25 protein-coding genes are annotated in these 24007 nt (G+C 62.1%); 6 read left to right on the forward strand and 19 right to left on the reverse strand.

Annotated elements, in window-relative coordinates; genetic code table 11:
- Nucleotides 1–17 precede the first annotated feature (17 nt).
- The gene (locus SIC14_RS10975) at nt 18–263 is read right to left on the reverse strand and encodes a sulfurtransferase TusA family protein (protein ID WP_412561975.1); all 246 of its coding nucleotides are present in this window, start codon (nt 261–263) and stop codon (nt 18–20) included.
- 115 nt (nt 264–378) lie between these two features.
- Here SIC14_RS10975 and SIC14_RS10980 point away from each other — a divergent pair, with 115 nt between their 5' ends.
- The 4 genes from SIC14_RS10980 to glp are packed head-to-tail and all read left to right on the forward strand — an operon-like array spanning nt 379 to nt 3710.
- Complete coding sequence (locus SIC14_RS10980) at nt 379–1269, forward strand: formate dehydrogenase accessory sulfurtransferase FdhD (RefSeq protein ID WP_412561976.1); 891 nt, start codon at nt 379–381, stop codon at nt 1267–1269.
- Nucleotides 1269–1934 (forward strand): molybdenum cofactor guanylyltransferase MobA, encoded by a 666-nt coding sequence (gene mobA / locus SIC14_RS10985; protein ID WP_412561977.1) that lies wholly within the window; start codon nt 1269–1271, stop codon nt 1932–1934. Before SIC14_RS10980 ends, mobA begins: the two co-directional genes overlap by 1 nt.
- Nucleotides 1931–2458, forward strand: coding sequence for a molybdopterin-guanine dinucleotide biosynthesis protein B (gene mobB / locus SIC14_RS10990; protein WP_412561978.1), 528 nt, complete (start codon nt 1931–1933; stop codon nt 2456–2458). Before mobA ends, mobB begins: the two co-directional genes overlap by 4 nt.
- On the forward strand, nt 2439–3710 hold the full coding sequence (gene glp, locus SIC14_RS10995) for a gephyrin-like molybdotransferase Glp (RefSeq protein ID WP_412561979.1): 1272 nt from the start codon (nt 2439–2441) through the stop codon (nt 3708–3710). Before mobB ends, glp begins: the two co-directional genes overlap by 20 nt.
- Before the next feature lie 62 nt (nt 3711–3772).
- Here glp and SIC14_RS11000 read toward each other — a convergent pair whose 3' ends face one another.
- The gene (locus SIC14_RS11000; RefSeq protein WP_412561980.1) at nt 3773–3970 is read right to left on the reverse strand and encodes a heavy-metal-associated domain-containing protein; all 198 of its coding nucleotides are present in this window, start codon (nt 3968–3970) and stop codon (nt 3773–3775) included.
- 191 nt (nt 3971–4161) lie between these two features.
- Here SIC14_RS11000 and SIC14_RS11005 point away from each other — a divergent pair, with 191 nt between their 5' ends.
- Both SIC14_RS11005 and cueR read left to right on the forward strand, forming a co-directional pair.
- The gene (locus tag SIC14_RS11005; protein ID WP_412561981.1) at nt 4162–6663 is read left to right on the forward strand and encodes a heavy metal translocating P-type ATPase; all 2502 of its coding nucleotides are present in this window, start codon (nt 4162–4164) and stop codon (nt 6661–6663) included.
- Between the two features lie 3 nt (nt 6664–6666).
- Nucleotides 6667–7062, forward strand: coding sequence for a Cu(I)-responsive transcriptional regulator (gene cueR, locus SIC14_RS11010; RefSeq protein WP_412561982.1), 396 nt, complete (start codon nt 6667–6669; stop codon nt 7060–7062).
- Nucleotides 7063–7174: 112 nt separating this feature from the next.
- Here cueR and SIC14_RS11015 read toward each other — a convergent pair whose 3' ends face one another.
- The 17 genes from SIC14_RS11015 to SIC14_RS11095 all read right to left on the reverse strand — a co-directional run bounded on the left by SIC14_RS11015 (nt 7175) and on the right by SIC14_RS11095 (nt 23774).
- Nucleotides 7175–8266 (reverse strand): serine hydrolase domain-containing protein, encoded by a 1092-nt coding sequence (locus tag SIC14_RS11015; protein ID WP_412561983.1) that lies wholly within the window; start codon nt 8264–8266, stop codon nt 7175–7177.
- 93 nt (nt 8267–8359) lie between these two features.
- On the reverse strand, nt 8360–8776 hold the full coding sequence (locus tag SIC14_RS11020; protein WP_412561984.1) for a VOC family protein: 417 nt from the start codon (nt 8774–8776) through the stop codon (nt 8360–8362).
- 29 nt (nt 8777–8805) lie between these two features.
- The gene (locus SIC14_RS11025; protein ID WP_412561985.1) at nt 8806–9204 is read right to left on the reverse strand and encodes a RidA family protein; all 399 of its coding nucleotides are present in this window, start codon (nt 9202–9204) and stop codon (nt 8806–8808) included.
- Entirely contained in the window at nt 9194–9607 is a 414-nt protein-coding gene (locus SIC14_RS11030) for an acyl-CoA thioesterase (RefSeq protein ID WP_412561986.1), read from the reverse strand. Before SIC14_RS11030 ends, SIC14_RS11025 begins: the two co-directional genes overlap by 11 nt.
- 4 nt (nt 9608–9611) lie before the next feature.
- Nucleotides 9612–10301 carry an ABC transporter ATP-binding protein gene (locus tag SIC14_RS11035; RefSeq protein ID WP_412561987.1) on the reverse strand — a complete coding sequence of 230 codons (690 nt, stop codon included), beginning with the start codon at nt 10299–10301 and terminating at the stop codon, nt 9612–9614.
- Nucleotides 10298–11050: an ABC transporter ATP-binding protein gene (locus SIC14_RS11040; RefSeq protein WP_412561988.1), complete on the reverse strand. Its 753-nt coding sequence runs from the start codon at nt 11048–11050 to the stop codon at nt 10298–10300. Before SIC14_RS11040 ends, SIC14_RS11035 begins: the two co-directional genes overlap by 4 nt.
- Nucleotides 11043–12026: a branched-chain amino acid ABC transporter permease gene (locus SIC14_RS11045; protein ID WP_412561989.1), complete on the reverse strand. Its 984-nt coding sequence runs from the start codon at nt 12024–12026 to the stop codon at nt 11043–11045. The genes SIC14_RS11040 and SIC14_RS11045 overlap by 8 nt, the downstream gene beginning before the upstream one ends.
- A 1-nt stretch (nt 12027) precedes the next feature.
- The gene (locus SIC14_RS11050; RefSeq protein ID WP_412561990.1) at nt 12028–12945 is read right to left on the reverse strand and encodes a branched-chain amino acid ABC transporter permease; all 918 of its coding nucleotides are present in this window, start codon (nt 12943–12945) and stop codon (nt 12028–12030) included.
- Nucleotides 12946–13009: 64 nt separating this feature from the next.
- Complete coding sequence (locus SIC14_RS11055) at nt 13010–14152, reverse strand: ABC transporter substrate-binding protein (protein ID WP_412561991.1); 1143 nt, start codon at nt 14150–14152, stop codon at nt 13010–13012.
- 144 nt (nt 14153–14296) lie between these two features.
- Complete coding sequence (locus SIC14_RS11060; RefSeq protein ID WP_412561992.1) at nt 14297–15922, reverse strand: AMP-binding protein; 1626 nt, start codon at nt 15920–15922, stop codon at nt 14297–14299.
- 3 nt (nt 15923–15925) lie between these two features.
- Nucleotides 15926–17083: an acyl-CoA dehydrogenase family protein gene (locus SIC14_RS11065; RefSeq protein WP_412561993.1), complete on the reverse strand. Its 1158-nt coding sequence runs from the start codon at nt 17081–17083 to the stop codon at nt 15926–15928.
- Nucleotides 17083–17895 carry an enoyl-CoA hydratase family protein gene (locus SIC14_RS11070; RefSeq protein ID WP_412561994.1) on the reverse strand — a complete coding sequence of 271 codons (813 nt, stop codon included), beginning with the start codon at nt 17893–17895 and terminating at the stop codon, nt 17083–17085. The genes SIC14_RS11065 and SIC14_RS11070 overlap by 1 nt, the downstream gene beginning before the upstream one ends.
- Entirely contained in the window at nt 17879–18358 is a 480-nt protein-coding gene (locus SIC14_RS11075; protein ID WP_412561995.1) for a MarR family winged helix-turn-helix transcriptional regulator, read from the reverse strand. The genes SIC14_RS11070 and SIC14_RS11075 overlap by 17 nt, the downstream gene beginning before the upstream one ends.
- Complete coding sequence (locus SIC14_RS11080) at nt 18355–19095, reverse strand: SDR family NAD(P)-dependent oxidoreductase (RefSeq protein ID WP_412561996.1); 741 nt, start codon at nt 19093–19095, stop codon at nt 18355–18357. Before SIC14_RS11080 ends, SIC14_RS11075 begins: the two co-directional genes overlap by 4 nt.
- Nucleotides 19092–21386 (reverse strand): bifunctional salicylyl-CoA 5-hydroxylase/oxidoreductase, encoded by a 2295-nt coding sequence (locus SIC14_RS11085; RefSeq protein ID WP_412561997.1) that lies wholly within the window; start codon nt 21384–21386, stop codon nt 19092–19094. The genes SIC14_RS11080 and SIC14_RS11085 overlap by 4 nt, the downstream gene beginning before the upstream one ends.
- Nucleotides 21387–21622: 236 nt before the next feature.
- Nucleotides 21623–22627 (reverse strand): NAD(P)H-dependent flavin oxidoreductase, encoded by a 1005-nt coding sequence (locus tag SIC14_RS11090; protein ID WP_412561998.1) that lies wholly within the window; start codon nt 22625–22627, stop codon nt 21623–21625.
- Nucleotides 22628–22637: 10 nt separating this feature from the next.
- Nucleotides 22638–23774, reverse strand: coding sequence for a CaiB/BaiF CoA transferase family protein (locus SIC14_RS11095; protein ID WP_412561999.1), 1137 nt, complete (start codon nt 23772–23774; stop codon nt 22638–22640).
- Nucleotides 23775–24007: the final 233 nt, after the last annotated feature.

Below are 24007 nucleotides of genomic sequence, written 5' to 3' on the forward strand. Positions count from 1 at the left end.
GCGGTCGGAGGGAACCCTTAACCGGTGGTCAATGTGTAGCGATGCGGGGCTTTGCCCTCGGCGCCGCCGCCCAGATCCTCGGCCCCGATGTAGCCGTGACCGGCCTCATGGCAGAAATGCGGGATGTCGATCAGCGCCGCCGGATCATCGGCCAACACCGTGACCGTTGCGCCCGCAGGCAGCCCCTGAATACGTTTGCGCAGCCGCAGAACCGGCAACGGGCACAACAGTCCCAGCGCGTCAATTTCCAATGTCTCGCTCATGCGGCCAACATAGGGCCTGCGCCGCGTGCTGTCCACGCGACGAAGGTGTCGCAGGTCCGGATTTGCCCCGCTCCAACGGCCCACAAAACAACCCGACGTCACAAGAGGTGCCCCCTTGGCCAAGCTCACTGAACCGCAGGGCTTCCTGATTGCCCCCGACCTTGCCAAACCCGGCCTCACCGCCGCCGTCGCCGGTGTGGATCAGGATGGCAACACGCAAGAAATCGCGGTGGTCGAGGAACGCCCCCTCACCATCTACCTCAACAGTCAGGAAATCGTGACCGCCATGACAATTGGCGATTATCCCGACTATCTGGCGCTGGGGTTTCTGCGCAATCAGGGTATGCTGCTGGCCGATGATCAGGTCACCGGCGTCGATTACGACGAAGAGCTGCAGGTGGTGGTGGTGCGCACCGAACGGGCCACCAACTATGAGGAAAAGCTAAAGAAAAAGACCCGCACCTCGGGCTGTGCCGTAGGCACCGTCTTTGGCGATATGATGGAGGGGCTGGAGGATCTGCAACTGCCCACCACCCCTGTGCGCACCTCATGGCTCTATGCGCTGGCGCATCAGATCAACCGCACCCCGAGCCTCTACCTAGAGGCCGGTGCGATCCACGGCACGGTGCTGTGCCAACAGGACTGTCCGCTGGTCTATATGGAGGATGTGGGCCGCCATAACGCGGTGGACAAAGTGGCTGGCTGGATGTTTGCCGAAGGGCAGGGGGCAGAGGATAAGATCCTCTACACCACCGGCCGCTTGACCTCGGAAATGGTGCTGAAAGCGGCGCAGATGGGCATTCCCACGCTGGTCTCGCGGTCAGGCTTCACCGCCTGGGGTGTCGAACTGGCGCGTAAGCTGAACATGACCCTGATCGGCCGGATGCGCGGCAAACGGTTCACCTGCCTCAGCGGGGCAGAGCGGTTGGTCTATGACGCAGACCTTGCCACCGTGCCGGAGGACAGCAAGAAACACCGCCGCAAAAGCGCTGCGGAGGAGGTGTGATGACCGCAATCGCTCAAGATCTACCCGCAGTGATCCTCGCCGGTGGCCTGTCCTCTCGTATGGGGGGCGGCGATAAATGCCTGTTGTCGCTGGGCACACACACGCTTTTGCAGCAGGTGATCGACCGTCTGCGCCCGCAGGTCGGCGCAATGGTGCTGAACGCCAACGGTGACGCCAGCCGCTTTGCCTCTTACGGGCTGCCGGTGGTCGCCGACGGGATCGATGGCTACGCCGGCCCACTGGCCGGGGTGCTGGCTGGCATGGATTGGGCGGCCCAGCTGGGGGCGGACTATCTCGTCTCGGTTGCTGCCGACACGCCGTTTTTTCCGCTGGATCTGGCGGCTCAGCTTCAGGCCGGACGTGGCAGCGCCGCCGTTGCCTTGGCCGCCAGTCTGGACCCGAAACGAGGGCAGGTGCGTCAGCCGACCTTCGGCCTCTGGCCGGTTGCCCTGCGCGACGATCTGCGCGCGGAGTTGCAGAACGGGCTGCGCAAAGTGGTGATCTGGACCGAAAAACATGGCGGCACCGAGGTGCTGTTTGACCATGATCAAGGTCAGGAGCCGTTTTTTAATGTGAATACACCCGAGGATATGGCCCGCGCCCGCGACATGGCGACTGCGCAGCAGGCGGATCAACCGGAACCGAAAGAAGGAATGCCATCGTGAAGATCTACGGGGTCACCGGCTGGAAAAACTGTGGCAAGACCGGCCTGATGGAACGGCTTGTAAGCGAAATCACCGCACGCGGCTATCGCGTCTCCACGGTGAAACACGCGCACCATACCTTCGACGTCGATCAACCCGGCCGTGACAGCTATCGCCACCGCGAAGCAGGGGCCGAAGAGGTTCTGCTGATCTCGGGCAAACGCTGGGCCTTGATGCATGAGCTGCGCGAAGAAGAGGAACCGCCGCTGGAGCATCTTCTGACCAAACTGGCGGATGTCGATCTGCTGTTGGTCGAAGGCTACAAGCGCGAAGCCCACCCCAAGATCGAAGCCCACCGCAAAGAAGCCGGCAAGCCTTTGATCGCACCCGAGGATCCCACCATCCGCGCGCTCGCCTCCGACCAGCCTGCCAGCCAGCATCCGGATGTGACCTGTCCGGTTTTCGACCTCAATGACACCGCCGCTCTGGCGACGTTTGTCCTGCAAGAAACGGGGTTGCTGCGCCATGCCGCCAAGACTGCGTAACGACTGTTTCGCGCTGCCCCCCGGCGTTGACTGGGTGCCGCTGGAGGACGCATTGGCCCGCCTGCGCGACCGCGTAACGCCGGTTGTCCCTGTCGAAACCGTACCACTTGCCGCCATCCGGGGCCGCGTGCTGGCGCAGGATCTGACCGCCCGCCGCGCCAACCCGCCTTCGGCCAACTCTGCGGTGGATGGCTATGGTTTTGCGGGCGGCGCGCTGGATGAACTGGTGACATTGCCCTTGGCCGCGGGCCGTTCCGCTGCGGGCGAACCCTATCAGGGGGCGCTGCCAAAGGGGCAGGCACTGCGCATTCTGACGGGGGCCATCCTGCCTGACGGCATGGACACCGTGGTGCTGCAAGAGGATGTGGAGGCCACAGGCGGCAAGCTGCAATTCTATGGTCCGCTGAAACTAGGCGCCAACACCCGCCGCGCTGGTGAAGATTTCACCACCGGTGATCTGGTTCTGCCAGAGGGGCGCAAACTGCGCCCCGAAGATGCCGCGCTCCTGGCCGCCGCAGGCTACAGCGAGGTGCCGGTGTTTCAGCGGTTGCGCGTTGGTGTCTTTTCCAACGGGGATGAGGTCATCGCCCCCGGCCAAACCGCGCCTGAGGACATGGGTGCAGGCAAGATCTATGACAGCAACCGCCCGATGCTTCTGTCGCTGTTGGAACAGTGGGGCTTCACCCCCGTTGATCTGGGCCACATCGAAGACAGTCGCGCCGCGCTGCGTCACCGTTTGAACACGGCGCAGGGACAAGTCGATGCGGTGCTGACCTCCGGCGGGGTTTCCACCGGCGACGAAGACCACGTCTCGGCGCTGTTGCGCGAGGAAGGGCAGATTGAAACCTGGCGCATCGCCATCAAACCGGGCCGCCCACTGGCGCTGGGCCTCTGGCCACAGGGCGACAGCCCGCTGCCGGTATTCGGCCTGCCCGGCAATCCCGTGGCCGCCATGGTGACCGCGCTGCTGTTTGCCCGCCCCGCCTTGGGCGCCATGTCGGGCGAAGGCTGGACCATGCCACAGGGCTTCATGGTGCCAGCCGGATTTGCCAAAAACAAAAAACCGGGGCGGCGCGAATTTCTACGCGCTCGGATGACACCGGAAGGCCGCGTCGAGGTGTTCAAATCCGAAGGCTCGGGCCGCATCTCTGGCCTCAGCTGGGCCGATGGGCTGGTGGAACTACCGGATGCAGCGCTAAAGGTCGGCGAAGGCACATTGGTGCGCTACATCCCCTTTGGCAGTTTCAGCTAAACGGTAATTTGGCCGTGGTGATCATGTCGCCCCGGCCAACTGATTGTCGATAACGTCCTGCCTCACGCCGCCTGGGCGTCAAATCCGGCTTTGCCAATCGCACCAAGCACCTCTTCGGCACCGTCGGCGCTGTCCACCTCGACAGTGCGCGCCTGCAGATCGAAATGCAGCAGCGCCGTCGGGTCCATCTCCTGCACAGCCGTTTCAATCTTGGCGGTGCATTTGCCGCAGCTCATTGAGGGGACACTAAACGTCATCATCGCGGTGTTTCCTTACACAATCTCTTAACTTCGGCCCAGATGGACCCTTCCCGCGCTGGAAGGTCAAGACCCCAGCGCGGGTGGCGCGACAAATCTGCACATTTCTGCTGAGAGGCCCTTGACCCTCCATCTACTGGAACCCTTATCTGGGGTGTCGAACGACGAATTGCGCGCTGAAAGACGCTAAAAACATGTCCCGATCCGAAAACACCCAAACCCTTCGAGTGCCAATCGAAGGCATGACCTGCGCCGCCTGTGTGGGGCGGGTGGAAAAGGCCCTGACGGCCACAGAAGGTGTGGCAAAGGCGCAGGTAAACCTCGCCAGTGAAACCGCGCAGGTGCAGATCAATGTCCCGGCCAGCGCCGCAACGGTGGTCTCTGCCCTGGCGCGGGCGGGCTATCCCGCCCGGTTGCAAACGGTTGAGCTGCAGATCGACGGTATGACCTGCGCCTCCTGCGTGGGGCGCGTCGAAAAAGCGTTGGAAATGGTCGAAGGTGTCGTGGCCGCGCGGGTCAACCTGGCCAGTGAAACCGCGCAGGTGGACCTGCCCGACGGCGCGCTCGACCCAGCCGCGCTGATCCAGGCAGTGGCGCAGGCGGGCTATGAGGCGACGCTGAAATCCAGCGGCGATACCGCCCCGCTGCAGGACCGCAAAGAAGAAGAGGCCGAGGCGCTGCGCCGCAAGCTGCGGATCGCCGCCATCCTCACCCTGCCAGTGTTTGTGCTGGAAATGGGCGGCCACCTCTACCCGCCATTCCATCACTGGGTCATGCAGACCATTGGGATGCAGACCTCTTGGACGGTGCAGTTTCTGCTGACCACGCTGGTGCTGTTCGGCCCCGGCCGCCAATTCTACAGCAAAGGCCTGCCGTCGCTCCTGCGCGGGGCGCCGGATATGAACGCGCTGGTGGCGGTGGGCACTTTGGCGGCCTACGGCTATTCCTCGGTGGCCACATTTGCGCCCGCGTTGTTGCCCGATGATGTCCGCGCGGTCTATTTTGAAAGCGCAGCGGTGATTGTGGTTCTGATCCTTCTGGGCCGCGCCTTGGAGGCCCGCGCCAAAGGCCGCACCGGTGCTGCGATCCGCGCCCTTGTGGGGCTGCGCCCGACCACCGCACGGGTGGAACGGGACGGCGCACCGGTGGACCTGCCGATTGAGGCCATCACCGTTGGCGACATCATTCTGACCCGTCCAGGCGAACGTATCGCTGTGGATGGCACCGTCCTGTCGGGTGACAGCAATGTGGATGAAAGCATGATCACCGGCGAACCGCTGCCGGTGACAAAATCCAGCGGCGACCGGGTGACCGGCGGCACGGTCAACGGCACCGGCGCTCTGCGCATCACCGCCACCCATGTGGGCGCTGACACCATGCTGGCCCAGATCATCCGCATGGTCGAAGAGGCGCAAGGCGCCAAACTACCCATTCAGGCGCTGGTGGATAGGGTGACCCTGCGCTTTGTCCCTGTGGTGATGGCGGTGGCGGCATTGACCGTCCTCGCATGGCTGGCTTTTGCACCTGAACCGGCGCTGACCCATGCGTTGGTCGCAGGCGTTGCAGTGCTGATCATCGCCTGCCCCTGCGCAATGGGCCTAGCCACGCCAACCTCGATCATGGTGGGCACCGGCCGGGCGGCCGAACTGGGTGTGTTGTTTCGCAAGGGCGACGCACTGCAAAGCCTGCAGGACGTCCGTGTGGTGGCCTTTGACAAGACCGGCACGCTGACCAAAGGCCAGCCGACCCTGACCGATTTTGACGTTACCGCAGGCTTTGACCGTGCTGAGGTGCTGCGGCTGGTCGCCGCCGTTGAGGCGCAATCCGAACACCCGATCGCCGCCGCCATCGTCGCTGCCGCCACGGCAGATGGCGAAGCCTTGCCAAAGGTTGAGAAATTCGGCGCCATCGCTGGCTACGGCGTTGCCGCCACGGTGGCAGGCAAGCGCATCATGGTCGGGTCGGACCGTCTGATGACGCGGCGCAAGATCGACCTGGCGCCCTTCGCCGCCCAGGTGGCAGCTTTGGGGGCGCAAGGCAAATCGCCGCTCTATGCCGCTATCGACGGTGAACTTGCCGCCGTCATCGCGGTCTCCGATCCGGTGAAGCCCAGCACCGCTGCGGCGATCAAGGCGCTGCATGCCCAAGGCATCAAAACCGCCATGATCACCGGCGACAACGCTGCCCCGGCCAAGGCCATCGCCCAAGAGCTGGGCATCGACCATGTCGAGGCCGAGGTCTTGCCGCAAGGCAAGGTCGAGGCTCTGGACCGGCTGCGCGCCACCATGAGTGGCGGCAAACTGGCCTTTGTGGGCGACGGCATCAACGACGCTCCGGCGCTGGCCCATGCCGATCTGGGGCTGGCCATTGGAACCGGCACGGATGTCGCCATCGAAAGCGCCGATCTGGTGCTGATGTCGGGGGATCTACAGGCGGTGGTCACAGGATTTGATCTGTCGGCGCGGGTGATGCGTAACATCAAACAGAACCTGTTCTGGGCCTTTGGCTACAACGTTGCGCTGATCCCGGTGGCGGCCGGGCTGTTTTACCCGCTGTTTGGCTGGCAGCTGTCGCCGATGCTGGCGGCGGGGGCTATGTCGCTCTCCAGCGTGTTTGTCCTCAGCAATGCGCTGCGGCTGCGGTTCATTCCCGCGCCTGCGGCGACCCAACCCCCCGCTACGCCCAAGGAGGCCTGAGCCATGAACATCTCCGAAGTTGCCAAACGCGCAGGCCTGCCCGCCAAAACCATCCGCTACTACGAAGACATCGGCCTTGTGGCCCCGGCCCGTTCGGCCAACGGCTACCGTTCGTTTCGCGAAAGCGACTTGCACAAACTGGCCTTTCTGGGCCGCGCCCGGGCGCTGGGGTTTTCGATTGAGGACTGCCGCAACCTGATGACGCTTTACGAGGATCGCGGCCGGGCATCGTCGGACGTGAAGTCCATTGCCTCGGAACATCTGGTTGCGATCGATGCCAAGCTGGCCGAGCTGCAACAGATGCGCAATACCTTGGCGGATCTGGTTTCATCCTGTGCAGGCGATGACCGCCCCGATTGCCCGATCCTGGCCGATCTCGCAGCCAAATCGGCGAGTTGAGGGCGCCAGGAAGGTCAGAGAGGGGCGTTGCCCCTCGCCGCGGGGCGGCTCACCCCAGAGTTTTTTTGGCAAGATGAAAGCGGAGGGGCGGCGCGTTTACAGGGAGGCGGCGCTAGTGCAGGTCGGCGAATAGCTCTGCGGCCTGTCTGCGCTGGTTCGAACCCTCCAGCTTCAGCGCTCGCCACAGACTGGCCGCGATGCCGTTGTTGGACAGGATTGCACAGGCCTTGCCCGCCTCGGGACAGATGTAGAGCGCAGCGGTGGAGCCTGCGGTGGCGCCATCGTGAAAGAGATAGCGGGGCCGCGCCGGGTCCAGTTGTAGCTGCAACCAGCCGGAACACTGCGCGGCCGGTGTGGTATGGTCCTTGGGCCCAAGGCCAAAGACCGGCTGGCTGGCGCGGCAGATTGCCCGGTCCAACGGAGTTTCCGGCGCGCGATGGGCTTTGATCACCGCTGCTGCAAACCGCGCCAGATCACCTGCCGTGGACCGCAGGCACCCCGCGGCTGCGATGGCCTGGAAGGTCCAGGGCAGCACTGGCTTGCCTCTGGGCCTGCGCGGCTGTTGGAAACGTCTCTGCTGGTCCGCTGACAGAGTCACACCGGTGTCTGTCAGCCCAAGCGGATTGAGGAGCCTGTCCTGCAAGAGCGCCAGATAGGGCTGTCCGGTCCTGAGCGCCAATGCTTCCCCCAAAAGGCCCACCCCCAGGTTGGAATAACCGTGGCGCAGTTTTCTGGGCGCTTTGCAGGCGGGGGAGTGACGCCAGCGCTGCAGCCAGTCCAGCAGGTCAGCCAGTGAGAAGGTCGCATAGGGATCGGCGGGCAACGGGCGCAGCAGCGCCTTCCAGAGCGGCACATGGATCCGGGGCAATCCGCTGGTGTGCGCACTTAACCGTTCCGCAGTGATCCAATCCGGCACCTCCGCCAGCTCCGGCGCTATCTCGCGCAGCGGCGCCTGGGGATCCACCATGCCCTCCTCAACCAGATGGCAGAGCAGGATGGCGGTGAACACTTTGGTGATCGAGCCGATCTCAAAAAACAGCGCTTCGGGGGCGAGGGGCGCTGGTGGGGGCTGATCGAGGGGTGGTTGCACCATCAGGTACTGGGCGCAGCCATCGTGCAGCTGCATGCCAACCACACTGTGCTGTGGGCCTTCATAGGCGGCCATCATTTTGCGCAGCCGGGCGGTGTTGTCTGAACCAGTCATCTGAGCCAGATAGGATCGCGGTGGCCGGAAAACAACCGGAGGTCGGAATTAGCACCAGCAAGGTTGGGCAAGTTTGCGCCAGCGCGCAGAGCGTCAGCCGTCGCGCCCCGGTTCGTTGGGGTTGGACGCAAACAGAGCGATCTTGTTGCCCTGCGGGTCACGCAGGTAGCCGACATAGAAATTCGGGCCATAGGCGGCGCGAAAGCCGGGTGCCCCTTCGTCGCTACCGCCTGCGGCCAATGCGGCGGTATGAAGCTGACGCACCGCGGCCTGTGTATCCGCCTCAAACGCCACCATCGCGCCATTGCCTGCGGTGGCTGGCTGCCCGTTGAAGGTGGGTTTGACATAGAAATCGGGCAACAGCGGGCGCTGGCCCTCGGGCACGGGGAGGGCAAAGCTCAGGCCCTCCGGCCCTTCTCGCAGGCCATAGCCAAGGGCGGGCAAAAAGGCGCAGTAGAACCGTTTGGCGGTGGCCATGTCATCGGCCCCAACGGTCACATAGGCAATCATTGTGCGCCTCCCTTGGTGTCAGAAGCGGCTCAGCCGCCCAGCGTTGCGGTGGCTTCCACCTCAACCAGCGCCTCGTCCTCGATAAGGCCCGCAACCACCACCATCGCCATGGCAGGGAAGTGGCGGCCCAGCACGCGGCGGTAGGCTTCGCCGACTTCGCGCTGACGGGCGAGGTATTCTTTCTTATCAGTAATATACCAGGTCAGACGGGTGATATCTTCGACCTTGCCACCGGCCTTTTCGACCACGGCCCGGATGTTCACCAGCGCCTGTTCCATCTGGCCGATGAAATCCTGGCTCTGGAAGATCTGATTTTCGTCCCAGCCGATCTGGCCACCCACATAGAGCACACCGTTTTTGTCCAAGACGCCATTGGCGTAGCCTTTGGCAGGGGCCCATCCGTCGGGCTGAATGATCTCATTCGCCATTTTCCTGTCCTTTCACATGAGGTTCAAGCGAGGCACGCAGCGCCTCGGGCCAGGGGGCAGGGCGCCCCTCCGGCGTGATGTAGACCAGCGTAGAACTGGCGGTAAAGCGGGTTTCACCAGCGCAGCGCGCGGTGAGGATCAGGCCCAGCGAACTGCGGCCAAGGCGGGTCACATCCAGCCCAAGGGTCAGCAGATCGCCATGGCGGCTGGGCGCGGTGAAACGGGTGGAGATTTCGGCGGTCGGCACGGCGCCCGTTTTATGCAGCGTTTCAAACGGGTGACCCAGATGATCAAAGAAGGCTTCGACGCAGTCGTTGATCATTTCAAAATAGCGGGGATAAAACACAATCCCCGCCGGATCACAGTGTTTGAACAGCACCTTTTGGACCATGTCGAACGCCATCACCTCAGACCCCCAAATACTGATCGGTGATTTCTGGCGTCAGCGCGGTGAAGTCGCCGGACCAGACCGATTTGCCTTTCTCAAGGATCACCGCCTTGTCCGCCACCGTGGCCAACTCCTTGATGGATTTGTCGATCACGATGATGGCCAGACCGGTTTCGGCCTTGAGGCGGGCAATGGCGGCCCAGATTTCCTGCCGCACCACGGGGGCCAGCCCCTCGGTCGCTTCATCCAGGATCAACAGGCGGGGGTTGGTCATCAGCGCGCGGCCAATGGCCAGCATCTGCTGCTCGCCGCCCGACAGGGACGAGGCCTGCTGGTCACGCCGTTCCGCCAAACGTGGGAACAGTTCTGAGACCTTGGCGAAATCCCATTCGCCGGGGCGCGCCGCCGCAATCAGGTTTTCATAAACGGTTAGCTGGGCAAAACAACGGCGGCCTTCCGGCACCAGACCAATGCCCGCCTGCGCTGCCTTATGCGAGGGCTGGCGGGCCATGTCCTGACCGTCAAACACAACAGCACCGCCGCGGTTTTTCAGCATCCGGCAGATCACCTTCACGGTGGTGGATTTGCCCATGCCGTTGCGCCCCATCAGCGCCACAACCTGACCTTCTTCGACGTCCAGATGCACGTCAAACAGCGCTTGCGAGGGGCCATAGAAGGCAGAGATATGGGATAGTTTCAGCAGGCTCATGCGTCCTCCTCCCCAAGATAGGCGCTGCGCACCTGAGCGTTGCCGCGAATTTCATCAACGCTGCCGGTGGCGATGATTTCACCGTAGACCAGCACCGAAATACGATCCGCGAGGGCAAAGACCGCGTCCATGTCATGTTCCACCAGAAGGATCGGCGCCTGCTGACGCAGCCCGCCAAGGAACCCCATCAACCGGTGCGAGCCTTCCGCGCCCAGACCGGCCATCGGCTCATCCATCAGGAAGGCCTTGGGCGACAGGGTCAGCGCCACGGCGACCTCCAGCTGGCGGCGTTGGCCATGCGACAGTTCTGAGGTGCGGAAATTGGCAAACTCCTCCAGCCCGACCTGTGCCAGCGCGTCGCGCGCAGTGGCCAGCAGCTGCTTGTCCTTCATCACCGGACGGAAAAAGCGAAAGACGTCACCGCGATGACCCTGTGCGCCCAGAACCACGTTCTGCAACACAGTGTATTCCATCGCCAGCGATGAAATCTGGAACGTCCGCCCCATACCTTTTTGAGCGCGTTCGGCGGTGGACAGGGCGCTGACGTCCCGCCCGTCGAACCAGACGGATCCCTCATCCGGGGTCAGCCCACCGGCGATCTGTTTGATCAGGGTGGATTTGCCCGCCCCGTTCGGCCCGATCAGCGCGTGGATTTCCCCCGGTTTCAGGTCCAGCGTGATGTTGTTGGACGCCTTCAGCGCGCCAAAGCTTTTGGAGATGCCTTTGACATCAAGGATCGGCTTAGTCATGGGCCACCTCCCGTCCTGCAATCAGACCGTAAAGGCCGCCACGGGCAAACAGCACCACACCCAGAAGAATTGCGCCCAGATAGACGTGCCAGAACTCGCTCAGACCGCCCAGCATATGCTCCAGCAGGATAAACAGCGCCGCACCGGCCACAGGGCCAAAGACTCGGCCCACACCGCCTAGGATGACAAAGATCATGATCTCACCGGACATGTTCCAGGCAAACATCGTCGGGCTGACAAACCGGTTCAGATCGGCAAACAATGCGCCCGCCAGGCCGGTGATCGCCCCGGAAATGGTGAAGGCCACCAGATACAGCCGATACGGCGTCTGCCCCACGGCCTGCACCCGTTCCTCATTCTGACGTGCGGCCCCTAGCATCAGGCCAAAGGGCGACCGGGCCGCGGCCCAGACAAAACCCAACACCAGCGCAAGGATGACATAGCAGATCATGTAGAACTGGATCGGGTCCATCGTGTTCAGACCGGGGAAGTCATTGCGGATGTAGATCGACAGCCCATCCTCGCCGCCATAGGTCGGCCAGGAGTTGGCGAAATAGTAAAACATCTGCGCAAAGGCCAGCGTGATCATGATGAAGTAAACACCGGTGGTGCGCAGCGACAGTGCGCCGATGGCCAGCGCCATGATTGCGGAAATCACCACCGCCACCAGCCAGATCACCGGCATCGACTTGGTGCCCTCGATCAGGAAAGGCGCCTCCAACAGGGGTGTGTAGGTCTGCGCGTGATAGGCCAGAATGCCCATCGCATAGCCGCCCAGCCCGAAGAACGCCGCATGGCCAAAGCTGACCAACCCGCCAAAACCAAGGGCAAAGTTCAGCCCCACACCGGCAATGGCAAAGATCACCGCGCGGGTTGTCAGCGTGATCAGAAACGGCTCATCCGCCTGATAGGCCCACAGCGGGAAGGCCAGCAACGCCGCCATCAGGCCAAGGTTCAAAAGGGTTTCACGTTTCATCTCATGCCCCTCCGAACAGGCCTTTGGGACGGAACAGCAACACGCCCGCCATCAACAGATAGATCGCCATCGAGGCCAGTGAGGCCCCGGTGGAGGTGGCGGCGGCTGGCTCCATGAAAAGGCCAAAGAACATCGGCAGCAGCTGACGGCCCAATGTGTCGGTCATGCCCACCAGAATGGCGCCTAAAAAGGCCCCTTTGATCGATCCGATGCCGCCGATCACGATGACCACAAAGGCCAGGATCAGCACCGGCTCGCCCATGCCCACCTGCACCGATTGGATCGCGCCGATCAGCGCTCCGGCAAATCCGGCCAATGCTGCGCCAAGGGCAAACACCAGCGTGTAAAGCATCGAGATATTCACACCCAAGGCCGCAATCATCTCGCGGTCGTTTTCACCGGCGCGGATACGGATGCCGATACGGGTGCGTGCAATCATCCAGAACAGACCCGCCGCTACAGCCAGACCCACCAGAATGATGGTCAGACGGTAGAGCGAATATTCGATCCCGAAAGGCAGCATCACCGTGCCCGACAGCCACTCGGGCTTGTCCAGAAACAGCGGGAAGGATCCAAAGGCCCAGCGGGTGCCTTCGGAAAACATCAGCACAAGGGCAAAGGTCGCCAGAACTTGGTCCAGATGATCGCGGTCATAAAGCCGTCGGATCACCACGGTTTCCACGATGACGCCGGCAAAGGCCGCAAAGACAAGGCTTGCCACCAGCGCCAGCAGGAAGGATCCCGTGGCCGCAGCAGTGGCAGCGGCGGCAAAGGCCCCAACCATGTAGAGCGAGCCATGCGCCAGATTGATCAGCCCCATAACGCCGAAGATCAGCGTCAGACCGGCAGCCATAAGGAAGAGCATCACGCCAAACTGTAGGCCGTTCAGCGCCTGTTCGATGAGTAGGATGATGGACATGAGAGTTTTCTTGCTAAGAGATGGGGGCGCCCGCCCGCGGTTCGGGGGGCGACCCGCTTAGGACTTACATTTTGCAGTCAGCCGCATAGGCGTCCGCGTGGTCAGACAGACCGGTGGCGATGATCTTGTTGGTGTAGACGTCACCCTCTTTGATCACTTCACGAACATAGATGTTCTGGATCGGGTGGTTGTTTGCACCAAATTTGAAATCACCCCGGACCGAGTCAAACTCCGCCGCTTTCAGCGCTGCGCGGAAGGCATCACCGTCTTTGATGTCAGCCTTATCCATCGCCGAAATCAGCAGGTTGGCGGTGTCAAAGCCCTGGCTTGCGTAAAGCGACGGCAGACGACCATAGGCTTCCTGGAACGAGGCGACAAAGGCCGCGTTGGCCGCATTGTCGATGTCCTTGTTCCACTGGCTGGTGTTCTTCACACCCAGCGCCGCGTCACCCACCGCCTGCAGGATACCCTGATCAAACGAGAAGGCAGGACCCACTACCGGCAGGTCCACACCGCTGTCGGCATATTGCTTGAGGAAGGAAATCCCCATGCCGCCGGGCAGGAAGAAATAGACGCTGTCGGCACCCGAGGCCCGGATCTGCGCGATTTCAGCCGCATAGTCGGTCTGGCCCAGTTTGGTGTAAACTTCGCCCGCCAGATCGCCTTCGTAGAAGCGTTTGTAGCCGGTCAGCGCGTCTTTGCCCGCCGGATAGTTCGGCGCCAGAATGAAGCTATTCTTCAGACCATCGCCATTGGCAAAGGCCCCGGCGGCTTCGTGTAGGTTGTCGTTCTGCCAGGCCACGTTGAAGTAGTTCTGGTGGCAGCCTTTGCCGGCCAGCGGCGACGGACCTGCGTTGGGCGACAGGTAGATCTTGCCCTGCGCGGTCGCGGCAGGCACCACAGCCATTGCAAGGTTCGACCAGATGATACCGGTCATCACGTCCACCTTTTCGGACTGGATCATCTTGTCGGCCAGCTGCACCGCGATATCCGGTTTGCGCTGGTCATCCTCGATCACCACTTCCAGATCGCTGCGGCCCGCTTGGTTCACCGCCAGCATAAAGCCGTCACGCACGTCGATGCCCAGACCGGCGCCACCGCCGGAGAGGGTGGTGATCATTCCGACCTTCACACCTTCGGCCTGTACCGCACCGGCGGCGGCCATTGCTGCCATGGACGCGGCCATGACCAGAGACTTGAATTTCATTGTTGGATCCTCCCGTTTAGTCTTTGCTATTGCTTTTGAAACTCACGCTTCCACCCTTCGCCCCTCCCAAGAGAAGTCAAGCTTATTGTCGCTGCCAACTACTCTAGGGCGCTGTTTGGGAACGATATTTCTGAATTGGTCTTGCTACCTCTCACTTTCTGCACGCAGCTGGAACCGCTGGATCTTGCCCGTGGCCGTTTTTGGCAGGGCGTCGCGGAACTGCACGCTGCGGGGATATTTGAACGGTGCAATCACCGCCTTCACATGGTCCTGCAGGGCTTTGGCCGTCTCCTCATCAGCCTTAAACCCCTCGTTCAGCACCACATGAGCCTCCACGATATGGCCACGCTCCGCATCCGGTGCACCGACCACGCCACATTCGCAGACCGCCGCATGGGACAGCAGCGCCGCCTCCACTTCGGGGCCGGCAATGTTGTAGCCGGAAGAGATGATCATGTCGTCATTGCGCGCGGCAAAATGGAAGTAGCCGTCGGCGTCGCGGGTGAAACTGTCGCCGGTGATGTTCCAGCCGTCGCGGACATATTTGCCCTGCCGGTCATCGTTCAGATAGCGGCAGCCCGTTGGGCCGCGCACCGCCAGACGGCCCACCTCGCCATCTGCCACCTCATTCATCGCGTCATCCACCACCTTGGCCTGATAGCCTGTCACCGGACGCCCCGTACAAGCGGGCTGGTGATCGTCAAACCGGTTGGTGACAAAGATATGCAGCATCTCGGTTGCGCCGATGCCGTCCAGCATTGGTTTGCCGGTCTTCTCCTGCCACTCGGTATAGATCGGGGCGGGCAGCGTTTCCCCCGCCGACACCGCCGCCCGGAGCGAGCTGAGGTCCGCACCTTCCTCCATCGCCTGCAACATCACCCGGTAGGCTGTGGGCGCAGTGAAACAGACCGTCGCCCTATATTTCTCAATGATCTCAATCATATTCGGCGGGGAGGCATTTTCCAGCAGGGTCGCCGCCGCGCCAAACCGCAGCGGGAAAATCGCCAGTCCACCAAGGCCAAAGGTAAAGGCCAAAGGTGGCGAGCCGACAAAGATATCCTCTGGCGTCACGCCCAGAACCTCGCGGGCATAGCCATCGGCGATGATCAGCAAATCCCGGTGGAAATGCATCGTCGCCTTCGGTTCCCCCGTGGTGCCCGAGGTAAAGCCCAAGAGCGCCACATCATCCCGCCCCGTTTCAACAGCGTCAAACTGCACCGGTTTTTCCAGCGCCAACCGGTCCAGCTCGGCGTCGTGGTTGGAAGTGCCGTCAAAACCCACAACGGTTTTCAGGAACCGGCTCTCCTTGGCGCAGGCCACCAGTTCATCCTTCAACCGTGTATCGCAGAGCGCATGGGTGATTTCAGCCTTATCGACGATCTTGCCCAGTTCCACCGCCCGCAGCATCGGCATGGTGTTGACCACCACAGCCCCCACTTTGGTTGCCGCCAGCCAGCAGGCCACCATTGCCGGATTGTTGGCCGAACGGATCAGCACCCGGTTGCCGGGCTTCACCCCCAGATCCTCGACCAGTACATGGGCCAGCCGGTTGGTCCAGTCGGTTAACTCCTTGTAGGTGCGGCGCCGCCCGTTGCCGATCAGCGCGGTATGATCGCCAAAGCCTTTGGCCACCATCGCATCGGTCAGCTCCACCCCGGCGTTCAAGTGCTCAGGGTAATCAAAGCCCTCCAACAGAAACTGCGGCCATTCCTCCTGTGGCGGCAGCCCGTCGCGGGCAAAAGTATCGATGTGGGCGCTTGGTCCCAACATGGCTCATCCTCCCAAATGATTGGCCATCGCCTGTCTGGCAATGACCACACGCTGCACATCTGATGCTCCCTCATAGATGCGCAACGCTCTGATCTCTCTGTAAAGTTTCTCGACGGTCTCGCCGGATTTCACCCCGTCGCCGCCATGCAGCTGCACGGCGCGGTCGATGATCTGCTGTGCCTGATCGGTGGCAAACAGTTTCGCCATCGCCGCCTCGCGGGTGACACGCGGGGCGCCCATGTCTTTGGCCCAGGCGGCGCGGTAGACCAGCAGGGCAGCGGCATCAACCTCCAGCGCCATATCGGCGATGTGGCCCTGCACCATCTGCAATTCAAACAGTGGCGCGCCCTGCACCTCACGGGTCTGGACACGGCTCAAGGCCTCATCCAATGCCCGACGGGCAAAGCCCAAGGCCGCCGCTGCCACGGTCGAGCGGAACACATCCAGCACCGACATGGCAATTTTGAACCCCGCCCCCGGCGCGCCGATCATGGCGCTGGCCGGAATGCGGCAATCGGTGAACCGCAGCGTCGCCAGCGGATGCGGTGCGATGGTTTCCAACCGCTCCACCACCTCAAAGCCGGGCAGACCCGCAGGCACGATGAAGGCCGACAGCCCCTTCGCCCCCGGTGCCTCTCCGGTGCGGGCGAAAAGCGTGTAAACGTCCGCAATGCCACCGTTTGAAATCCAGGTCTTTTCACCGTTGAGGATATAGTCCTCCCCATCCCGCACGGCCGTCATGGTGGAATTGGCCACGTCCGATCCCGACTGAGGTTCGGTCAGGGCAAAAGCGGAAATCGCCTGCCCCGACCGCGTGAGTGGTAGCCAGTGGGATTTCTGTTCTTCGGTGCCAAAAAGCGAAATGGCCCCCGTGCCAAGCCCCTGCATCGCAAAGGCAAAATCGGCCAGCCCGTCATGCCGCGCCAATGTTTCGCGGATCAGGCAAAGGGTGCGTACATCCAGCCTGTCATCCCCTTCGGCACCGGAATGCTGCAACCATCCACCCGCGCCCAGTTTTGCCACCAGCGCGCGGCAGGCGGCATCGGTGTCACTGTGGTCAATGCTGCCCAGCGTCTCGGCCGCCCAGACATCCAGCGCCGCCGCCCGTTCACCGTGCGCTGCGTCAAAAAACGGCCAGGAGAGGAAGGATTTATCCGCCATCAGTTGCCCTCAAACACAGGTTTTTCTTTCGCCACAAAGGCGCGGTAGGCCCGTTCGAAATCAGTTGTCTGCATGCAGATCGCCTGTGCCTGCGCCTCGGCCTCGATCGCCTGATCCAGACCCATGTTCCATTCCTGGTTCAGCTGCGTCTTGGTGATCCCGTGGGCAAAGGTCGGCCCCGCTGCCAGACGCTGCGCCAGTTTCACGGCCTCAGCTTCCAGCGCCTCAGCGTCATGCAGATTGTTCCAGAACCCCCAACGCTCGCCCTCGGTGGCACTCATCGTGCGCCCGGTGTAAAGCAGTTCTGCCGCGCGGCCCTGACCAATGATCCGGGGCAGCATGGCGCAGGCCCCCATATCGCAGCCCGCCAGACCCACACGGGTGAAGAGGAAGCCACATTTGGCCTCAGGCGTTGCCAACCGCAGGTCAGACGACATGGCGATGATGGCTCCGGCACCGACGCAGACGCCATCCACGGCGGCAATAATCGGCTTGCCGCAGCCGATCATCGCCTTGACCAGATCACCGGTCATACGGGTGAAGGCCAAGAGGTCCTTCATATCCATGTCAACCAGCGGGCCGATGATGTCATGCACATCCCCGCCCGAACAGAAATTGCCGCCGTTGGAGGCAAAAATCACCACGTCCACATCCTCGGCATAGACCATGGCGCGGAAGGTATCGCGCAGCTCTGCATAGCTGTCGAAGGTCAGCGGGTTCTTGCGGTCGGGGCGGTTCAGGCGGATCGTGGCGATCCGGTCTTTCCATTCCCAGATAAAGTGTTCGGGGCTCAGGTCAGCCATTTTTGTCATCTTGGGATCCTTCCAGATGATGCAGCATTTTGCGGATTGTATCGAGTTTGCCATGACCGAGGCTGGCGAACAGCTTGTCGACCTCGGCTTCATGGGCGGCGGCCAGTTCTTCAAACCAGGCGCGGCCCTTTTCTGTCAGCTCCACCATCACCACACGGCGATCCTCGGCCGAAGGGGTGCGGCTGGCATAACCGTCCTTTTCCAACCGTTCGACCACCGTGGTGGCATTGCCGTTTGAGACCAGCAAACGCTGGCTCAGCTCGCTCATCTTCAAGGGCGCGGCTTCGCGGTGCAGGGCGGCGGCCACGTCGAAACGGGGCAGGGTGGTGTCATAGTTCACCCGCAGGAATTCCCGCAGGTGGTTTTCGGTGCTGCGGGTCAGCCGCAACAGCCGGATCCAGGTGCGCAGCCGACGTTGCGACAGCGGCGTATCGTGGGAGGTATCAAGCGTACTCTCGCTCACAGCTCACCCCCTGCAATGGGCAGCGCCTGCCCGTTGATGCCCTCAGATCCCGGCCCACACAGCCACAGCGCCGCCGCCGTCACTTCGCTGGGCTGGATCAGCCGTTTCTGCGGGTTGTGTTTGGCCAGCTCCTTGCGGGCCGCGGCTTCATCCATACCGGTCTTGTCGATGATATTGGCCACCGATCGGTCGGTCATTTCACTGTCCAGAAAGCCGGGGCACAGCGCGTTCACTGTCACTGGTTTCTTCGCCACCTCCTGCGCCACCGCGCGGGTCATGCCGACCACACCGTGTTTCGCAGCCGTATAGGCGCTGACATAACCATAGCCCTTCAGCCCCGCCGTCGACGCGACCGAAATCAATCGCCCCCAGCCCGTAAACTGGTTCAATCCCTCGCGTAAGGTCAGGAACACGCCCGTCAGGTTGACCGCCATCATGGCGTTCCACTGCTCCAGCGTGGTGCGGCCAAACGGCGCCGTATCCGCCGCACCGGCATTGGCGATCACCACATCACACGGCCCCGCAGCAGCAAACATCGCCTGAACCGAGGCCTCATCGGTCACATCCGCTTTGACGGCGCGAATGCCTTCGGCCTCAGCCACCTTGCCCAAAGCCTTTGCACGACGGCCGGTGATGACCACCTCGGCCCCCGCCGCCGCAAAGCCCCGCGCCACATCGGCCCCGACGCCGCTACCGCCGCCGGTGATCAGAACCCGTTTTCCGCTGAGATCGGTCATACGCGGATCATCTCCTGCTGCTTTTGCGCCAGACGATAGGCCTGATCGCGCCCCGCATAGTAAGGCGCAGGCCAGTGGATCTGCTGATCCCCCATCTCCACCGCCGCATGCAGCGTCCAATAGGGATCGCTCAGATGCGGACGGGCCAGACAGACCAGATCGGCACGCCCCGCCAGCAGGATCGAGTTGGCGTGATCGGTCTCATAAATGTTGCCCACCGCCATCGTCGGGATCTGCAGGTCGTTGCGGATCCGGTTGGAAAACGGCGTCTGGAACATGCGACCATAGACCGGCTGCGCCTCGACCGAGGTTTGACCGGCGCTGACGTCGACAATATCCACACCGGCTTCGCGGAACATACGGGCGATCTCCACCGCCTCCTGCGGGGTGACGCCCTCCTCGCCCAGCCAGTCGTTGGCCGAAATCCGCACCGACATCGGCTTGCCCTCAGGCCAGACCGCGCGCATCGCCTTGAACACCTCCAGCGGGTAGCGCATCCGGTTCTCCAGACTGCCACCATATTCATCGCCGCGCTGGTTCGAAGCGGGCGAGATGAAGGAGGAGATCAGATAGCCATGTGCTGCGTGCAGCTCGATCATGTCAAAGCCACAGCGCCCAGCCATTTCGGTGGCCTGCACAAAATCGTCACGGATCTGGTCCATCTCGGCGCGGGTGATCTCACGCGGCGCTGCATTCCCTGCCGACCACGGAATGGCCGAGGCCGAAACCAAATCCCAATTGCCGTCCTGCAACGGCGCATCCATCTCTTCCCAGCCTACCTGCGTTGAACCCTTGCGGCCCGCATGGCCGATCTGACAGCAGATCTTGGCCTCGGTTTCCGCATGGACAAAATCCACCAGACGTTTCCACGCCGCCTCATGTTCCGGCGCATAGAGGCCGGGGCAACCGGGGGTGATCCGGCCATCGGCGCTGGTGCAGGTCATTTCGGTGTAAACCAGCCCCGCGCCGCCCTTGGCGCGTTCGGCGTAATGTACAAAATGCCAATCGGTTGGGCAGCCCTCCACCGCCTTATACTGCGCCATCGGGGAGACCACGATGCGGTTCGCCAATTCCATATCGCGCAGTTTGAACGGCACAAACATCGGTTTGCGCGCCGGCGCATCGGCATCCATGCCGGCCTCTGATTGGAACCAGCGTTCGGCCTCGGCCAGCCATTCAGGGTCCCGCAGCCGCAGGTTTTCATGGCTGATCCGCTGCGACCGGGTCAGCAGGTTGTAGTTGAACTGCACCGGATGCTGATCCAGGTATCGTTCCACTTCTTCAAACCATTCCAATGAGTTACGCGCGGCAGACTGCAGGCGCAACACTTCCAGACGGCGTTCTTCCTGATAGCGTTTGAAAGCGCCTTCCAGCGTCGGTTCCGAGTTGACGTAATCCGCCAGCGCAATGGCGCTGTCAAAGGCCAGACGCGACCCAGACCCGATCGAGAAATGCGCCGTGGCCGAGGCATCGCCCAGCAGCACCACATTTTCATGATACCACTGTTCGCAATTCACCCGCGGGAAGTTGATCCACACCGCCGAGCCGCGCAAATGCGCCGCGTTCGACATCAGCTCGTGACCACCCAGGTATTTCTCAAAGATCTTGCGGCAGGTCTCAACGGTTTCTTCCTTGGACATGGATTCAAAGCCCCAATTGTCCCAGGTCTCCTGCTGGCATTCGACAATGAACGTCGCGGTGTTGTCGTCAAACTGATAGACATGCGCCCAGAGCCAGCCATGTTCGGTTTTCTCGAAAATGAAGGTAAAGGCGTCGTCAAATTTCTGATGGGTGCCCAGCCAGATGAACTTGCACTCGCGATTGTCGATGTCGGGTTTGAAGACGTCTTGGTATTCGGTCCGCACCCGCGAATTCAGACCATCAGCGGCGACCACCAGATCGTAATCTTGGCGGTATTCCTCTGCCGTCTTGAACTCGGTCTCAAACCGCAGATCCACACCCAGTTCGCGGGCGCGTTCCTGCAACAGGATCAGCATTGCCTTGCGGCCAATGCCGGCAAAGCCATGGCCACCGGACACGGTGCGCACGCCGTTGTGTTCCACCGCAATGTCATCCCAATAGGCAAAGTGATCGCGGATCGCGTCACAGCTTTGCGGGTCATTGCCCTGCATCCGCTCCAGCGCGTCATCAGACAGCACAACGCCCCAACCAAAGGTGTCATTGGCACGGTTGCGCTCCAGCACGGTGACCTCATGGCTGGGGTCACGCAGTTTCATGCTGATTGCAAAATAGAGCCCGGCCGGGCCGCCCCCTAGGCAGATGACTTTCACGGATTTCCCTCCCGCAGGTCTGTCAGTGGCGCAAGTCGCACCTGTTGTTAACCTAACGGTAGCGCGGTTCAGATTTATTTCAAGCTTAAATCTTTTAGGCTTGAAGTATTCTCCCGCAAGGCCCCTTCGTCCTGTAAATCATGGTTGTTTCTTCGTGAGGCGGGCAAAGAAATGAGGGGCCGCCCCGCAGGCGACCCCTCTCTCGTCTTTCCAATTTGTCAGCGAAACTCGCAGAATCACGGGGCGTCGGGATGCCACAGATGGGGCGTGGCCTGCGCCTGAAGCCGTTTCAGCGCCGCCTCATATTCCCGCGCCACTCGGTCGATCAGCTGCGCGGCAGGCACCACCGCCTCCACCGCGCCGATGCCCTGACCCGAGCCCCAGATCTCCTTCCAGCTCTTCGGTTTCTCGCGCCCCTCGCCAAAGTTCATCGTTGTCGGGTCCGAGCGTTCCAGGTTGTCCGGATCCATTCCCGCCGCTGCGATAGACGGTTTCAGGTAGTTGCCCCAAACTCCGGTGAACAGGTTGGAATAGACAATATCCGACGCGCCGCTTTCGGTGATCATCTCTTTGTAGCGTTGATCGGCATTGGCCTCTTCGGTGGCAATAAAGGCCGATCCCATATAGCCGCCATCCGCCCCCATCGCCTGCGCCGCCAGCACCGCGTCGCCGGTGGCAATGGCCCCCGACAGGAACAACGGCCCCTGAAACCAACTGCGAATTTCCTGGATCAGCGCCAAGGGGGACAGGCTGCCAGCATGACCACCGGCACCCGCGGCCACGGCGATCAGGCCATCTGCACCTTTCTCAATCGCCTTCTTGGCAAAACGGTTGTCGATCACGTCATGCAGGGTGATCCCCCCCACCGAATGCGCCGCCTCATTGACCTCCACCCGCGCGCCCAGCGAGGTGATCCAGATCGGCACCTTGTGTTTCACGCAGATCTCCAGATCCCGCTCCAGCCGCGCGTTGGAGCGATGCACGATCTGGTTCACGGCATAAGGCGCGGCCGGTTGGTCGGGGTTAGCCTGATTGTGGCGGTCCAGCTCTTCGGTGATGCGGGTCAGCCAGCGGTCCAGCTCTATCGGGTCGCCTTCCGCTTCGCGGGCATTGAGCGCCGGAAAAGAGCCGACAATCCCCGCCTTGCACTGGGCAATCACCAGATCGGGGTTCGAGATGATGAACAGCGGGCTGCCGATCAGCGGCAGGCGCAGGTTTTGCAATTGGGTGGGTAAACTCATTGGCAGGACCTCATGTCAGGACACCCGTCGCACGCAGATCGGCGAGGGCCTCATCACTGTAACCCAGTTGACGCAACACGTCTTCGGTGGCGCTTCCGGGGGCTTCGGGCGCGCGCAGGGCTGGCGCGGGGGTGCGGTCAAACCGCGGGGCAGGGGCGGCTTGGGTGACGCCCGCAATCTCCTGCAATGTGCCGCGGGATTTCAGATGGGGGTGATCGGGGGCCTCGGACCAGCTGAGCACCGGCGTCACACAGGCGTCGGTGCCATCAAACAGCGCCTCCCATTCGGCGCGGGTTTTCTGCCAAAACACCTCTGCGTAATCCGTCCGTCGCGCCGCCCAGGTGGTGGGATCGTTTTGATCGCTGCGATGGGCGTCGGGCAGGCCGGCTTTCTCCACCAGCAGGGCAAAGAACTGCGGCTCCAGCGGGCCAACCGCGATATGTTTGCCATCGGCACATTCATAGGTCCGGTAAAACGGTGCACCACCGTCCAGCCAGTTGGCCTCGCGCTGTTCAGACCACTGACCGCGCGCAATCATGGCATGGATCAAGGCCATCAAGGCCGGTGCCCCGTCCACCATCGCCGCATCCACAACCTGCCCGCGACCCGAGCGTTGCCGTTCCCAAAGCGCCGACAGAACCCCTAGCAACAGAAACATGGTGCCCCCACCATAATCGGCCGCGATGTTCATCGGCGGGATCGGGCGCTCGGCAGTGCCGATGGCGTTTAACACACCGGTGAGGCCCAGATAGTTGATGTCATGCCCCGCCATCTGCGCCATCGGCCCGTCCTGCCCCCAGCCGGTCATGCGGCCAAAGATCAGACCGGGGTTGAAGGCATGGCAGTCCGATGGCCCCAGCCCCATCCGTTCCATCACGCCGGGGCGGAAGCCTTCGATCAGAATGTCGGCCCGTGCCACAATGGCCTGCGCCGCCTTCAGGCCTTCGGGATGTTTCACGTTCAACGCGACCGAGCGTTTGCCCCGGTTGTTGATGTCCGTTTTGTCCTGTGGGCCAGAGCGGCGGGTGATCACCGTGACCGCAGCCCCCAGATCGGCCAGCAGCTGACCGGCCAATGGGCAGGGGCCCAGCCCCTCCATCTCTACAACCTGCAATCCCTCCAGCGGACCGCCGCCTGCGTCGCTCATGCGCCTGACCTCTCCCTAAGTTACGTTAACTTTTGGGCTTTCCCCGCGCGGCCGGTCAAGCGGTTTCACAGGTAAACCCGATGTGACCTTGGGTCCAAAACACAACCGACAGCAGAGGATAAAACCTTTGACAGGTCGTAAAACCCCGTGCTTTGCTGGCGGGATATTGCGTTCATAAGGTCTGGGGAGGAGACTGCATGAAGGCCACCTATTCGGGAATTGCCAATTGGCAA

The organism is Thalassobius sp. MITS945101, assembly GCF_047123305.1.
Lineage (GTDB): Bacteria > Pseudomonadota > Alphaproteobacteria > Rhodobacterales > Rhodobacteraceae > Thalassobius.

Bases quoted from the DNA above. Each gene is read 5' to 3' on its own strand.
- SIC14_RS11070 (WP_412561994.1), bottom strand. From the start codon at position 17,895: ATGACAAAAATGGCTGACCTGAGCCCCGAACACTTTATCTGGGAATGG.
- SIC14_RS11015 (WP_412561983.1), bottom strand. From the start codon at position 8,266: ATGACTGGTTCAGACAACACCGCCCGGCTGCGCAAAATGATGGCCGCC.
- SIC14_RS11040 (WP_412561988.1), bottom strand. From the start codon at position 11,050: ATGACTAAGCCGATCCTTGATGTCAAAGGCATCTCCAAAAGCTTTGGC.
- SIC14_RS11025 (WP_412561985.1), bottom strand. From the start codon at position 9,204: ATGGCGAATGAGATCATTCAGCCCGACGGATGGGCCCCTGCCAAAGGC.
- SIC14_RS11055 (WP_412561991.1), bottom strand. From the start codon at position 14,152: ATGAAATTCAAGTCTCTGGTCATGGCCGCGTCCATGGCAGCAATGGCC.
- SIC14_RS11020 (WP_412561984.1), bottom strand. From the start codon at position 8,776: ATGATTGCCTATGTGACCGTTGGGGCCGATGACATGGCCACCGCCAAA.
- SIC14_RS11060 (WP_412561992.1), bottom strand. From the start codon at position 15,922: ATGTTGGGACCAAGCGCCCACATCGATACTTTTGCCCGCGACGGGCTG.
- SIC14_RS11030 (WP_412561986.1), bottom strand. From the start codon at position 9,607: ATGGCGTTCGACATGGTCCAAAAGGTGCTGTTCAAACACTGTGATCCG.
- SIC14_RS11000 (WP_412561980.1), bottom strand. From the start codon at position 3,970: ATGATGACGTTTAGTGTCCCCTCAATGAGCTGCGGCAAATGCACCGCC.
- SIC14_RS11035 (WP_412561987.1), bottom strand. From the start codon at position 10,301: ATGAGCCTGCTGAAACTATCCCATATCTCTGCCTTCTATGGCCCCTCG.
- SIC14_RS11080 (WP_412561996.1), bottom strand. From the start codon at position 19,095: ATGACCGATCTCAGCGGAAAACGGGTTCTGATCACCGGCGGCGGTAGC.
- SIC14_RS10975 (WP_412561975.1), bottom strand. From the start codon at position 263: ATGAGCGAGACATTGGAAATTGACGCGCTGGGACTGTTGTGCCCGTTG.
- SIC14_RS11090 (WP_412561998.1), bottom strand. From the start codon at position 22,627: ATGAGTTTACCCACCCAATTGCAAAACCTGCGCCTGCCGCTGATCGGC.
- SIC14_RS11005 (WP_412561981.1), top strand. From the start codon at position 4,162: ATGTCCCGATCCGAAAACACCCAAACCCTTCGAGTGCCAATCGAAGGC.
- mobA (WP_412561977.1), top strand. From the start codon at position 1,269: ATGACCGCAATCGCTCAAGATCTACCCGCAGTGATCCTCGCCGGTGGC.
- SIC14_RS11045 (WP_412561989.1), bottom strand. From the start codon at position 12,026: ATGAAACGTGAAACCCTTTTGAACCTTGGCCTGATGGCGGCGTTGCTG.
- SIC14_RS11050 (WP_412561990.1), bottom strand. From the start codon at position 12,945: ATGTCCATCATCCTACTCATCGAACAGGCGCTGAACGGCCTACAGTTT.
- SIC14_RS11095 (WP_412561999.1), bottom strand. From the start codon at position 23,774: ATGAGCGACGCAGGCGGCGGTCCGCTGGAGGGATTGCAGGTTGTAGAG.
- SIC14_RS11065 (WP_412561993.1), bottom strand. From the start codon at position 17,083: ATGGCGGATAAATCCTTCCTCTCCTGGCCGTTTTTTGACGCAGCGCAC.
- glp (WP_412561979.1), top strand. From the start codon at position 2,439: ATGCCGCCAAGACTGCGTAACGACTGTTTCGCGCTGCCCCCCGGCGTT.
- cueR (WP_412561982.1), top strand. From the start codon at position 6,667: ATGAACATCTCCGAAGTTGCCAAACGCGCAGGCCTGCCCGCCAAAACC.